Annotated in this window: 9 protein-coding genes; 6 read left to right on the top strand and 3 right to left on the bottom strand. The window is 41.1% G+C overall.

Features of this window, described 5'->3' with window-relative positions:
- Positions 1 to 47 precede the first annotated feature (47 nt).
- From rimO to IL356_RS13705, 4 genes are all read left to right on the top strand, one after another.
- The gene (gene rimO / locus IL356_RS13690) at positions 48 to 1,349 is read left to right on the top strand and encodes a 30S ribosomal protein S12 methylthiotransferase RimO (RefSeq protein ID WP_121848135.1); all 1,302 of its coding nucleotides are present in this window, start codon (positions 48 to 50) and stop codon (positions 1,347 to 1,349) included.
- 144 nt (positions 1,350 to 1,493) lie between these two features.
- The gene (gene dgoD, locus IL356_RS13695; protein WP_121848136.1) at positions 1,494 to 2,651 is read left to right on the top strand and encodes a galactonate dehydratase; all 1,158 of its coding nucleotides are present in this window, start codon (positions 1,494 to 1,496) and stop codon (positions 2,649 to 2,651) included.
- Positions 2,652 to 2,697: 46 nt separating this feature from the next.
- Positions 2,698 to 4,020 carry a GntP family permease gene (locus tag IL356_RS13700; protein WP_121848137.1) on the top strand — a complete coding sequence of 441 codons (1,323 nt, stop codon included), beginning with the start codon at positions 2,698 to 2,700 and terminating at the stop codon, positions 4,018 to 4,020.
- 58 nt (positions 4,021 to 4,078) lie between these two features.
- Positions 4,079 to 5,074: an SMP-30/gluconolactonase/LRE family protein gene (locus IL356_RS13705; protein ID WP_121848138.1), complete on the top strand. Its 996-nt coding sequence runs from the start codon at positions 4,079 to 4,081 to the stop codon at positions 5,072 to 5,074.
- A 2-nt stretch (positions 5,075 to 5,076) separates the two neighbouring features.
- Here IL356_RS13705 and IL356_RS13710 read toward each other — a convergent pair whose 3' ends face one another.
- Both IL356_RS13710 and IL356_RS13715 read right to left on the bottom strand, forming a co-directional pair.
- Positions 5,077 to 6,054 carry an NAD(P)-dependent alcohol dehydrogenase gene (locus IL356_RS13710; protein ID WP_121848139.1) on the bottom strand — a complete coding sequence of 326 codons (978 nt, stop codon included), beginning with the start codon at positions 6,052 to 6,054 and terminating at the stop codon, positions 5,077 to 5,079.
- Positions 6,055 to 6,159: 105 nt separating this feature from the next.
- Entirely contained in the window at positions 6,160 to 8,583 is a 2,424-nt protein-coding gene (locus tag IL356_RS13715) for a M14 family metallopeptidase (protein ID WP_225621500.1), read from the bottom strand.
- 222 nt (positions 8,584 to 8,805) lie between these two features.
- Between IL356_RS13715 and bshC the strand changes: the two genes are divergently transcribed.
- Entirely contained in the window at positions 8,806 to 10,413 is a 1,608-nt protein-coding gene (gene bshC / locus IL356_RS13720) for a bacillithiol biosynthesis cysteine-adding enzyme BshC (protein ID WP_121850639.1), read from the top strand.
- On the opposite strand, the gene IL356_RS13725 is transcribed toward bshC, so the two are convergent.
- On the bottom strand, positions 10,410 to 10,955 hold the full coding sequence (locus IL356_RS13725; protein WP_121848141.1) for a pyridoxamine 5'-phosphate oxidase family protein: 546 nt from the start codon (positions 10,953 to 10,955) through the stop codon (positions 10,410 to 10,412). The genes bshC and IL356_RS13725 overlap by 4 nt on opposite strands.
- Before the next feature lie 660 nt (positions 10,956 to 11,615).
- Here IL356_RS13725 and guaA point away from each other — a divergent pair.
- Positions 11,616 to 13,148 carry a glutamine-hydrolyzing GMP synthase gene (gene guaA / locus IL356_RS13730; RefSeq protein ID WP_121848142.1) on the top strand — a complete coding sequence of 511 codons (1,533 nt, stop codon included), beginning with the start codon at positions 11,616 to 11,618 and terminating at the stop codon, positions 13,146 to 13,148.
- The last annotated feature ends 11 nt before the right edge of the window (positions 13,149 to 13,159 follow it).

Consider the following 13,159-nt stretch of genomic DNA (forward strand, 5'->3'; position numbering starts at 1 on the left):
TCTCGTTACTATTGTCTTGTTGTATTTTTGCATCCCAATTAAAACAAATGCGTACAAAATCCCTTAAAAAGAATCGTATCAACGTGGTAACCTTGGGTTGCTCTAAGAACCTTTACGACTCAGAGGTCTTAATGGGTCAATTGAAGGCCAATGACAAAGAAGTCGTGCATGAGGAAGATGGCAATGTGGTCGTTATCAATACTTGCGGTTTTATTGCCAATGCCAAAGAGGAAAGTGTCAATACGATTCTTGAGTACGTACAGAAGAAAGAGGCGGGCGAGGTCGACAAAGTGTTCGTTACCGGTTGCTTGAGCGAACGTTATAAGCCAGACCTACAAAAAGAGATACCGCATGTCGATGAGTATTTCGGCACTAGTGAATTACCTAATCTTTTAAAGGCTTTAGGGGCCGATTACAAGCATGAATTGATAGGGGAGCGGTTGACGACAACACCGAAGAACTATGCTTACCTTAAAATTGCCGAGGGTTGCGATCGACCTTGTTCTTTTTGTGCCATACCTCTAATGCGTGGTAAGCATAAGAGTAAACCCATCGAAGAATTAGTGACAGAAGCCCAGAAGTTGGCGGCTAAAGGTGTTCAAGAGCTTATTCTCATAGCTCAAGATTTAACTTATTACGGACTCGACCTTTATAAGAAAAGAAATTTGGCCGAATTGTTGGAGCAATTGGTAAAAGTAGAAGGTATTGAATGGATTCGTCTTCATTATGCTTTTCCAACGGGCTTTCCAATGGATGTTTTGGATGTCATGAACCGCGAACCGAAGGTTTGTAATTATTTAGATATTCCCCTACAGCATATTTCCGATGCGATTCTCAAAAGTATGAGAAGGGGCACTACCCAAGAGAAAACGACCAAATTGTTGAAAGAGTTTAGGGCAGCCGTTCCGAACATGACAATTAGAACTACTTTGATTGTAGGCTACCCTGGGGAAACCGAAGAGGATTTTGAAATCTTGAAAGAATGGGTCAAAGAAATGCGTTTTGAACGTTTAGGTTGTTTCACATACAGTCACGAAGAGAATACGCATGCCTATTCACTTGAGGATGATGTGCCGGAAGAAATAAAACAACAGCGTGCCAACGAGATTATGGAGATTCAATCTCAAATTTCTTGGGAGCTAAACCAAGAGAAAATAGGTCAGACCTTTCGATGTATGATTGACCGTAAAGAGGGTAATTATTTCATTGGTAGAACCGAATTTGATTCACCTGATGTTGATAACGAGGTGCTTATAGATGCCACCAAACATTATCTAAAACAAGGTGAGTTCGCAGAAATACGTATTTTCGAAGCGGCCGATTTCGACCTTTACGGTGAACCCGTTTAAGCCTATATCTTCAAAATAGAGTTGGGGTAAGACTGGTCATTATCATCCCGACCATTTTCACTTTAAAATTATTCACTACTTTAGGGGAGACCAACTCAATGTAGAAAGTTCTCAACCTTGCTGCATTGGAACTACTACATTTTAATGACCGATCTTCAAATCGAAAAGGTTGAACTTTTCAAGGTTCCGCCTAGATGGCTATTTCTAAAGATTACCACCAAAGGTGGACTTGTCGGATGGGGCGAACCCGTTGTTGAAGGGAAGGCCTCTACCGTACAGGCATGTGTGCATGAACTTTCAAAATTTATTATAGGGCGTTCTGCGAACGACATAGAGGATATTTGGCAGACTTTATATGCCGGAGGATTTTATCGTGGCGGACCTATTCTGATGAGTGCCCTTTCAGGAATAGACCAAGCACTTTGGGATATTAAAGGAAAACATTTGAACGTTCCCGTCTATGAGTTGTTAGGAGGGGCCGTTCGACAACGCATGAAAATGTACTGTTGGATTGGTGGTGATGACCCGCAGGTGGTTCTCGAACAAGCTAGACAGAAAGTAAATGATGGTTATCAGGCCGTGAAGATGAATGCCACCGGGGCTTTTGGTTGGATCGATTCGCTGGCTAAGGTCAAAATCGTGTCGGAGAATATCAGGTTGCTACGCGAAGAATTTGGTGATACGCTTGATATTGGGCTTGATTTTCATGGCAGAATTCATAAAGGTATGGTCAAACGCCTTATCGATGAATTGGCTCCCTATTATCCTATGTTCATAGAAGAGCCTGTGCTGAGTGAGAACAATGAGGCGCTTGATCAAATTTATCCGTATACCTCCATTCCTATAGCGACGGGCGAACGCATGTTTTCTCGTTGGCATTTCAAAGAATTATTGCATCGGGGTACTGTCGATATTATTCAGCCAGACTTGAGCCATGCTGGCGGAATTTCCGAAGTGAGAAGAATCGCTGCCATGGCCGAAGCATACGATGTGGCTTTGGCTCCACACTGCCCCTTAGGTCCGATAGCCTTGGCGTCTTGCCTTCATGTTGATTTTAATTCAATCAACGCATTTATTCAAGAAAGTAGTCTGGGTATACATTATAACAAAGGCTTTGATTTGCTTGATTATATGAACAATCCCGAAGTTTTTGAGCTTAAAGATGGGTATGTAAACCTTTTGAAGGGCCCAGGTCTAGGGGTTGAAATGAATGAAGACAAATTAAAGGAGGCCCAAAAAATAGGCCATGACTGGTCAAACCCAATATGGCGTAACTACGACGGTAGTTTTGCCGAGTGGTAGGTAAGTGAACAAAAATGCTTCATTATTTAATAACCAAAATTAGAATATGATTTATGTTATCGCCCTTTTGCTGGCACTTGCGTTCATAGTACTTGGAATTGTTAGATGGAAGATTCATCCGTTTTTTGTTCTCTTGCTTTCTGCCATTGCTTATGGTTTTATTACCGGCATGGGGGTTGAGCAGATTGTTTCGGCGGTTAATGATGGCTTCGGAAGTATTATGGGTAAAATAGGGTTGATCATATTCTTTGGGGTGGCCATCGGTACTATTTTAGAAAAGTCAGGTGGGGCAATGGTCATTGCCAGTAGAATGATCAAGCTTATTGGTGAAAAGTCGATTCATATGGCCATGATGCTCACCGGGTACTTGTTGTCGATACCCGTATTTGCTGATAGTGCTTTCATCATCATGAATTCATTGAACAAAGCGCTTTCCGATAAGGCCAAAGTTTCATATGCAGGCACAACTGCGGCCATGGCCCTTGGTCTTACGGCTACCCATGTAATGGTGCCGCCAACGCCAGGACCCATAGCGGCTGCCGGTATTTTAAATGCAGATTTGGGCAGTGTCATCTTATGGGGGCTTATCATCAGCTCGTTGTCTTTGATTACTTGTTATTTCTTCGCCGTTAAGATTGCCGCAAAGGTGAAAGTGCCCATAATTATGGCAACTTCCTCAGATGCACTTCATAAGCCAAAACTTAGGTTGTCTTTGCTTTGTATTGTCGTTCCTATAATACTAATAGTCTTAAAATCTATTTTTGATTATCCTGAACTGAATTTGACGGACAGTTCTGTTTATCCGGTCATTTCATTTGTTGGAAGTCCGGTAATAGCGCTCTTAATAGGTGTCATTCTTTCTTTGGCCTTGCCTGAAAAACTTGATGAAGAAGTCTATTCTGCAACGGGCTGGCTTGGTGAGGCAGTTCGTATTGCCGCACCTATCATTTTAATTACAGGTGCAGGTGGTATTTTTGGTGCCATGCTACAAAATTCGGGTATTGCCGATTTGATTACCCAAAGTTTTGATGGCATGTCTATCGGACTCTTTTTCCCCTTTTTGCTGGCTGCCTGTCTTAAAACGACCCAAGGTTCATCAACTGTGGCTTTGATAACTACGGCTTCTATTGTAGCACCTATGATGCCAGCGTTGGGCTTGGAAGAACCTTTTATGAAAACCATGACGGTACTGGCGATTGGCGCCGGATCAACGGTTGTTTCTCATGCTAATGACAGTTTCTTTTGGGTACTTACCCAATTGACGGGAATGGATGTAAAGCAGGGTAATCAAGTTCAAACAGTAGGTACTTTGGTTTTAGGTACTAGTGCCATTACCATTATCTTTTTGGTCTCGAAAATCATGATTTAAAACCGAAAATCAATTGGAAGATTGCTCCATCTAAATCGCACATCTTAAAGTTTAACTTATGAAAAAGCTCTTATTTTTTATATTTACCAGCTTCAATTTCGCAGGTCTTACAGCGCAGGAAATCAAAGAGGGCGCTCGAATTGAAATTTTAGATTCAATAGCTTTGGAGGTTATCAATCCGGATGCCGCGATTACAGTAATTGCCAAGGGTTTTCAATGGACGGAAGGTCCGCTCTACGTGGCCGATGGTGATTATCTTTTGTTTTCCGATATCCCTCAAAATACCGTCTTTAAACTGGATGCTTCTGGCAAGCTCACCGAATTTGTGAAACCTTCAGGTTATTTGGGCGATGGTACGTATGGTGATGAACCAGGCTCGAACGGCCTTTTGTTAAGCCCAGATGGCGAATTGGTATTGATGCAACATGGCGAAAGGCAAGTGGCTAAAATGGCTGCACCGTTAGAATCTCCCAAAGCAAGTTTTGTTCCTTTGGTTTCGAAATTTGAAGGTAAAAAGTTCAATAGCCCGAATGATGGTGTTTATGACCAACAAGGCAACTTATACTTTACCGATCCCCCATACGGATTGCCACAAAAGATGGAAGATCCCAACAAAGAACTGGATTATCAAGGACTGTTTTGTCTGAAAACTTCTGGGGAGACAGTTTTGGTGGATAAATTGTCAAGACCCAATGGAGTTGCGTTATCCGTTGATGAAGACAAGCTTTATGTGGCAGTTTCAAACCCGGAAAAAGCAGTTTGGTGGGTATACGATATTCTAGGTACGGGAAACCTTATCAATAAAAAGGTATTTTATGATGCAACCAATTTGGTCGGGAAAGAAGGTCAGCAAGGGTTGCCTGATGGTATGAAAATGCATAGCAAGGGCTTTTTATTTGCTACTGGCCCTGGTGGTATTTGGGTATTTGATTCAAATAAGCCCGTTGCCCGAATCTATACAGGCGAGAATACAGCCAACTGCGCTTTTGATGCGAAGGAGAAAAGGCTTTTCATGACAGCCGATGACTATGTTTTGCAGCTGAATCTTAAATAGGACTATTCTTCATCTGTTTGCATTTCAACAACAACGTTGCCTATTTTTTTTCCTGTGGATACATATTCGTAAGCTTCGATGATTTGTGAAAAGGGATAAATTCTGTCGATGACCGGATGAAACTCATTGTTTTCGACCAACTTTGTGATATAGGTTAAACTTTCACCGATTTTTGAAGGCATTGGAAAAATGACTTTTTTTCCTCCTGTAAAGGGCGATACGAGTGCCCAGAAAATGTTGGCCCCTCCTTTACCGAGTTCTGTGGAGATATACTTTCCTTTCGGCTTTAAAATCTTCCGGCATTTTTTAAAAGAGCTTTTACCTACCGCATCCAGAACAAGGTCGAATTGAATATTTTGCTTGGTAAAGTCCTCTGTTTGGTAATCTAGAACCTGTTCCGCGCCCAAAGATTTAACAAGATCAATATTTTTTCCTTCAGCTGTGGCAATAACCTTTATTCCCCTGCTTTTTAGAATTTGGATGGCCGCACTTCCGATAGCACCGGTTCCTCCATTGACCATTACCAGATTGCCCTTTTCAAGTTTTATCTTATTCAGGCAATTAATGGCATAGTGGGCACCTTCGCAGCAGGCAGCAGCCTCCGAATGGCTAATCGATGCTGGTTTCTTCTTTACATGCTTGGTACTCTTTAGTATCAAATATTCGGCATGTGAACTGATAATTTCATCATTGAAACCAAAAACTTCGTCTCCTACGCTATATTCTTTAATATCGGCACCCACAGCCTCGATGACTCCCGAAAAGTCAGTTCCTGGTGTTGGTTTCGTGGGTTTAAACAGCCCTGTAAAAAATCGACTGACAAAATAACGTGCGGTTAAAAGTCCCTCATCCGTTCTGTTGACAGTAGCGGCATGAACCCTTACCAAAATTTCAGAGGAGTTTGGAGATGGTTTTTCTCGATTGGTAATTTTCAAAACGTCAGTAGGGCGACCATACTTTTGGTAGACAAGAGCTTGCATCGATTGTTATTTTCCCATAAGACGCCATCAAGTACTATTTGTTACTAAAATATCAAAACTACTAATGGTCACTTTCGAAAAGTAGATGTATTTTAACCTATTAGCTTAATCAACCAAGAATAAAGCATTGGCAAAGAAGAGTTTACCATTTTGCCAAAAACCTCTAAACAGGGGGTTGTCGACCATATAAATAATAGTTCCCTTGCCTTGCTTCTCTGAGCCGAATACCAATGTTTCGCCTATTTTTTTCTGGGCTTCACTTCCTGCAAAACCGGCTATTGGTTTTGAATGTCCAGCATCTAAGAATACTACCGTGCCCTTATCAAGGTATTCGTAAGCATCGCTACCTAGTTTTAAAGAGAAATAATCTTTCTTATACCCGAAAGCCAAAGGGTGGGTGTTGTCTACCGTGGTTTTAAATATAGCCCCGGTAATCTCCTGTTTGATTTGTTCTCGTTGGTTCATCTCGAAAGATGGGGCACTAAAACTGCTATCCTGCTCTATTTTTTTTAATCCTATAGAAAAAGCTTTCTGCTTAGCCAGTGTTTTGAGTGATGCACCCATGGCTACTAATTTTCCACCTTGTTGAACCCAGTTTTTAATTTCGCCCATGACCTCTTTATCAAGAAAACGGTTGTAGTCATCACCATCGGGCAGGATCAGAATGTCATAATCAGATAAATCTATCTGTTTGAAATACTCTGTGTCGATTACAGTAACCGGGTAATTCAATTTCTGTTCAAAGAAATGCCAAATTTCGCCAAACCGTAGGGTAGAGGAGGGCTGGCCAGAGAGTATGGCTATTTTTGAATCTTTGATGAGACCTACAGAGCTAGAGCCAAAATCTTTGCCTCCTTCTACAAAACCGGTCTGGGTCGGGAATAACTCTCTTTGATGTTTAGATGCTGCTTTTGATAGCTTGCCGATGAAATCATCTAAGAATTGGTTGTCTGCCTGTGTAATGATCAATGAGCCTCTCTCATAACTTCTACCGTCTTGGACAAAAGGCTTTTTGGCATAGCGCACACGAATACCTTCCTTAATTAATTCTGAAAGAAATTGCGCATCGTTAAAGCTGTTCCATTTGGTGAGATAAGCATAGGCACCCTCTGCTACCGCGTTATCTTTAATACTGGTTTCTGGCCTAACAGGGTTATAACCAATGGCAGCTTCGCTCGCTACTGCTTCCAGACCGTAGGCGAAGGGCAATGACCACGCCGTAATATCATAGGTGAGCGAATCGGTTAGCTTGGCATTGGGTTCAAAAAGAACTTTGACTAAGGTTCCTTTGTTCTGTGTGACAGGTACCACCAAACTGTGCTGTGATGTTCTTAGATTTCCCGACTTGCCTTGTTCGAAAAGAAAGCCTTTGGCATTATTGGTTGATGCCATGCCGTACTCTATCTCATGTTGATCTAGCAATGCTGTAAGTTCTTTTATTTGGTCTGGGTTGCCGTTCAGTACATAGCTTTTAAACCTGTAGTTCTTACTTTCATGAAATTTTCTGAATTCTTCGTTCAGTTGGGCAGTATTCTCGGTTGCTACCTCTAGTGTAGATAGGCCTGTTGTTAAATGGTGTTCGATTCTGTCCTTCAGCGAAAGGGTGTCCCCGACACTGGTAGTGATTCCTAGCCCTGCACGTCCGCTACCTCCTTGTTCATAGGTCATGCCTATACTGCCATTGTAGGTAGGGTAGGTGTCGCCATAACTCGGATACAAGAGATCAAAAACTTCCTTTGTAAAATAAAACCACCCATTGGCATCGAAATATTTGGCGTGGTTCTTACCAACGGTTACTTGAAACTCGCGTTGAAAATCGGTTATAACTTCGTGAAATGGTTCTGCCGCTGGTGCAAAATAATAAGGGCTGTCTACTTCTTGCTCGTGAAAGTCTACATGAATATGGGGTAGCCATTGATTATAAAACTTGATTCGTTGTTGACTTTCTTTCTGCGTCAACCACGCCCAATCTCTATTCAGGTCGAACATATAGTGGTTGGGGCGACCATTAAGCCAAGGTTCGTGATGCTCTTTGCTGTTCGGGTCTATTTGATTCGGACTGTTCTTGTATTGGTAGTACCAGTTGACATAGCGTTCACGACCATCAGGGTTAACACAGGGGTCGATGATTACTACCGTATTCTTGAGATATTCCTGTTTCTTTGTTAGAAGTTCGTAAACCGTTTGCATAGAGGCTTCGGTACTTACACTCTCATTACCGTGTACGTTATAGCTCATCCATACAATAGCCTTGGTAGGCTTTCCATTACCATTGATGTTTTCTAGATGTTCTTGTCTGATCTGGTCTAATCGGGCCATGTTCTCTTCAGAAGAAATGTAGACCAGCATCAAGGGTCGGTTCTCGTAAGTGGTGCCGTACGCCACGAGTTGTATTCTTTTAGAGTCATTTTCAGCTAAATGTTCATAATAATCCATCACCCTGTGGTGACGGGTAAACTGTGTGCCGAGTTCATATCCCAAAAATGCTGAGGGAGACTGAATATGTTGCGCCCAAATTGTTGGTTGCATCAGAAACAATAGAAGAAAGAAAAGTGACTTTATGGGCATAATTTTCAAATTCAATAAAAAGCTTCCTAATAAGTGGCCATAAGGAAAGCGAGGGAAATCAAATCTAATGAATATTGGTTGATAAAGAATTCTTGTATCTACAATAAGGGCATTATTTCGACTAAACGTATTAACGAATTTTTAGCAAGTCGAAATGTTGAACTGTTTTATATTTACACCTCTATGGATATTGAATGTTTACCTTTTGACCGAACGGGGTATTTTACCGATTTAATTTGTGATTATATTTCTGAAAAAGAGACGATTAGTTCTCTTTTTAATCGATATCCAAGGCTGGAGAACTTTGAAGCTCAAATTCGCGAAAAGGCCACTAATTATCCCGATGCATACAGAGATATTTTATACACCGTTCTTCAAGACCAGTACCGAGGTTTCGAGGTAAGTCAAGAAACGGAAACCCATATCAAAAAACTGAAAGAGCCGATTACCTTTACCGTGGTTACCGGCCATCAGTTGAATCTGTTCACTGGACCTCTCTATTTTTTATATAAGATTGTTTCGACAATCAATTTGACTTTAGAGTTAAAGAAGGCCTACCCGAAGTACAATTATGTGCCTGTATATTGGATGGCTACGGAAGATCATGATTTCGACGAAATCAACTACTTCAATTTTAAGGGCAAGAAAATTCAATGGAATAAAAAGGATGGTCAGGAAGGGGCCGTGGGTCACTTTTCAACGGAAGGCCTAGATGAGGTGTTTGAAACATTCGCTGACCAATTGGGGAATAGTGACAACGCCAATCACTTGAAAACGCTATTTCAAGACGCATATTTGAAGCATGATAACCTTGCAAAAGCCACAAGGTATTTAGCAAATGAACTATTTGCCGAACACGGTCTGGTCATCCTTGATGGAGATGATAAGCGATTGAAAAAATTGCTCATACCCTATGCCCAAAAAGATATTTTCGAAAATCTGAGCTTTCAAAAAGTCTCAGAAACGGTGAAGGGTATTGAGAATCTTGAACCTTCATACGGCATACAGGTGAACCCTCGCGAAATCAATTATTTTTATTTGAAAGAAGGTTTGAGGTCTCGAATCGTATTTCAAGACGACCGTTTTTATGTTCTTGATTCTGAATTGCAATTTACCCGGGAGGAATTAGAGCGAGAGATAAATGAGCACCCCGAAAGGTTTTCGCCCAACGTTATTGCGAGGCCCCTATACCAAGAAGTTATATTACCGAATCTATGTTATATCGGTGGTGGAGGGGAAATTGCCTATTGGTTGCAGTTAAAAGAAATGTTTGCGGCCTTGAAAGTAACCTTTCCTATGTTGCTGTTGCGTAATTCTGTGTTGATTATTACAGAAAAACAAAATGGAAAACTGAAAAAAATGAATCTTTCGGTTCAGGATATCTTTTTAAAGCGAAGCAGCTTTATCAATAAGAAAATAAGGGAAATCTCTAATATAGATATCGACTTTGAGCCGCAAAAAAGATTGCTCGAAGAGCAATTCAAGGCTCTTTATGATTTGGCAGGGCAGACAGACAAGTCTTTTCTAGGTGCCGTAAAAGCACAAGAGGTGAAGCAGAAGAAAGGCCTTGACAATTTGGAAAAGAGGCTTTTAAAGGCGCAGAAGCGAAAGCTTGAGGATCATGTTACCCGAATGACCGAAATACAGAACGAGTTGTTTCCTAATCAATCGTTACAAGAAAGAAATGTTAATTTCTCGGAACTCTATCTCGAATTGGGTAAAGAATTGGTGCCACTTTTAATGAAATCTCTACATCCTCTTCAGTTAGAGTTCAGCATCATTAAAAATTAGGGTACTAAAAATTCACCGTTCCAGTCATTATCTTCTTTTGAGAACCTTATTCTAAGATGGTTCGGCCGTTTTAATTTGAGATATTCAATCTTAAAAGGCTCGATTTCGATCGGGCAGAAATAATTGTTTTCAGTGAGGTATTCTATCTGGCTGGGGTCGCTCACAGTACTTCCGGGAGCTATATGGGTTGTATAGTCTTTTTTGCTGTTCTCGTTTACTTGCTTCCAATATTGTTCCTTTAGTTCGCTATTGGGGATTAAGAATGCCAGTCCCTCCACTTTGATTTGCAATAATTTTTCAGGATGGTAGAACAGTAAACTGACCCTATTATTTTCTTTGATATGAAGCACTTTTTTAGACCGCCTGTCGGTGTAGAAGGTCAATTTTAGGTCAGGGCCCAGATGCCGAAGTACGATTGTTCTCAGCCTTGGCAGTCTTTCGTTGCCAACGGTCGCCAAGGTGGCATATCTAAAAGGGTGTCCTTTTTCGGTAATTCCGAGGGAAAGTTCCTCTTTTGTTTCTGTCCAAAATTGATGTGTCATGGTAGAAAATTTATATAAAATTAGAAAAAGTTTAGAATGGAGGTAGGGTATTTTTTTACTTGGGTGTTATAGATATAAAATGCTATGAAAAAGAATTTTTATTCTTTGAATTAGTTTATGTGTTTAGGTTGGTTTTTTGATTTTGATGTAAAGCCTGGGTGTGGTAGCCCGGGCTTTTTTTTGTCCAAAAATTAACTATCTTCCCCACTCATAAGTATCCCTTTCTTCATTAAAAAAATCGTGACGGGTTCTTCACATCACCAAGGGGAAGCCAACTCTCAAAAATGAGTTTTTCTCTTCGAAACTTTGTTTTTTTAAGCCATTTTTTAAGTTTGTAGGAATTGTTTTAAATTATTAAAATCCAGTATTTTAAAATATTTAATTTAACCTTGTTGTTTAATACAATAGAAAAATGAGTATTACCCATTAATCAATAAACAATATGAAGTCTTAGGAGCAATTCTTTAGGGATTTTGAGATTGAATGGCTTAGCCATGCACCAAAAAAATGACACGAAATTTGTGAAGTTTATTTCGACCTAAATCTCTTTGCCTTTATTTTGAAAAAGCTTGAATGCCTCATAAAGGCACTGTTGAAAAAAGCTATTATAAATATGGGCCAGAAGGCTTTTCGTGAGAACGGAATTTCCTATTTTTGGCCATGCAAAACAACGTACTTATCCTCGATTTTGGTTCTCAGTACACCCAACTCATAGCGCGAAGAGTTAGAGAACTGAATATTTTCTGTGAAATTAAGCCGTATAACAAACCGCCTGAAGATCTTTCGAAGTACAAAGCGGTAATACTTTCAGGTTCTCCTTTTTCCGTTAGGGCCGACGATGCGCCGCATCCTGACCTATCAGAAATAAGGGGCAAGAAGCCATTATTGGCCGTATGTTATGGCGCCCAGTATTTGGCACATTTTGGTGGGGGCAATGTGGCACCTTCCAATACTAGGGAATATGGTCGGGCCAATTTATCATATCTCAAACCTGATGAATTGTTTTTTGAGTCGATTTCTGAAGGTAGCCAAGTGTGGATGAGCCATAGTGATACCATTCAAAAGCTACCTGATGGGGCCCAAGTTTTGGCCAGTACACATGATGTAGAAAATGCAGCCTATAAGATTGAAAATGAGATTACTTACGCGATTCAATTTCATCCAGAGGTTTATCATTCAAAAGATGGTAAACAGTTGTTGGAAAACTTCTTGGTAAAGATAGCCGGTCTTGAACAGACTTGGACGCCGGATGCCTTTGTTGATATTACCGTAGCCGAATTGAAGAAAAAGATTGGTTCCGAAAAGGTGATACTCGGTTTATCGGGTGGGGTAGATTCAACCGTGGCTGCCGTTTTATTGCACAAGGCAATTGGCAAGAACCTACATTGTATTTTCGTGAACAACGGTTTGTTACGCAAGAACGAGTTCAGTGAAGTGCTCGAGCAATATGAAGATATGGGGCTAAATGTAAAAGGAGTTGACGCTTCGGCACGCTTCTTGGATGCCCTTAAAGGTGAAAGTGACCCAGAAAAGAAGCGAAAGATTATTGGAAGGGTATTTATAGAGGTGTTCGATGATGAGGCACACTTGGTCGAAGATGCTAAATGGTTGGCTCAGGGTACCATTTATCCTGATGTAATCGAATCGGTCTCGGCCACCGGCGGACCTTCTGCGACTATCAAGAGCCATCATAACGTAGGGGGTTTGCCCGACTTTATGAAGCTGAAGGTTGTAGAACCTTTGAAAATGTTGTTCAAAGATGAGGTGCGCAGGGTAGGTAGAAGTATGGCCATTGGCGATGAAAGGTTAGGTAGGCACCCATTTCCGGGTCCAGGTTTGGCCATTCGCATTTTGGGCGATATAACCGCTGAAAAAGTCGCCATTTTACAGGAAGTTGATTACATTTTCATTAAAGGTTTGCGTGATTGGGGCCTTTATGATCAGGTTTGGCAGGCCGGAGCTATGCTTTTGCCCGTAAATAGTGTGGGCGTAATGGGTGATGAGCGTACCTATGAAAAATGTGTAGCTTTGAGGGCAGTCGAAAGTACCGATGGTATGACGGCTGATTGGGTCAACCTGCCCTACGAGTTTTTGCAAAAGACGTCAAACGATATTATAAATAAGGTGCCGGGTGTGAATCGGGTAGTGTACGACATTAGCTCAAAACCACCGGCAACCATAGAATGGGAATAAAATGAACCGAT

This window comes from Euzebyella marina, from assembly GCF_014855515.1.
Classification (GTDB): Bacteria; Bacteroidota; Bacteroidia; order Flavobacteriales; family Flavobacteriaceae; genus Euzebyella; species Euzebyella marina.

Coding starts and splice junctions, on each gene's coding strand:
- IL356_RS13710 (WP_121848139.1), bottom strand. CDS start 6,054: ATGCAAGCTCTTGTCTACCAAAAGTATGGTCGCCCTACTGACGTTTTG.
- bshC (WP_121850639.1), top strand. CDS start 8,806: ATGGATATTGAATGTTTACCTTTTGACCGAACGGGGTATTTTACCGAT.
- IL356_RS13715 (WP_225621500.1), bottom strand. CDS start 8,583: ATGCAACCAACAATTTGGGCGCAACATATTCAGTCTCCCTCAGCATTT.
- IL356_RS13725 (WP_121848141.1), bottom strand. CDS start 10,955: ATGACACATCAATTTTGGACAGAAACAAAAGAGGAACTTTCCCTCGGA.
- IL356_RS13705 (WP_121848138.1), top strand. CDS start 4,079: ATGAAAAAGCTCTTATTTTTTATATTTACCAGCTTCAATTTCGCAGGT.
- IL356_RS13700 (WP_121848137.1), top strand. CDS start 2,698: ATGATTTATGTTATCGCCCTTTTGCTGGCACTTGCGTTCATAGTACTT.
- dgoD (WP_121848136.1), top strand. CDS start 1,494: ATGACCGATCTTCAAATCGAAAAGGTTGAACTTTTCAAGGTTCCGCCT.
- guaA (WP_121848142.1), top strand. CDS start 11,616: ATGCAAAACAACGTACTTATCCTCGATTTTGGTTCTCAGTACACCCAA.
- rimO (WP_121848135.1), top strand. CDS start 48: ATGCGTACAAAATCCCTTAAAAAGAATCGTATCAACGTGGTAACCTTG.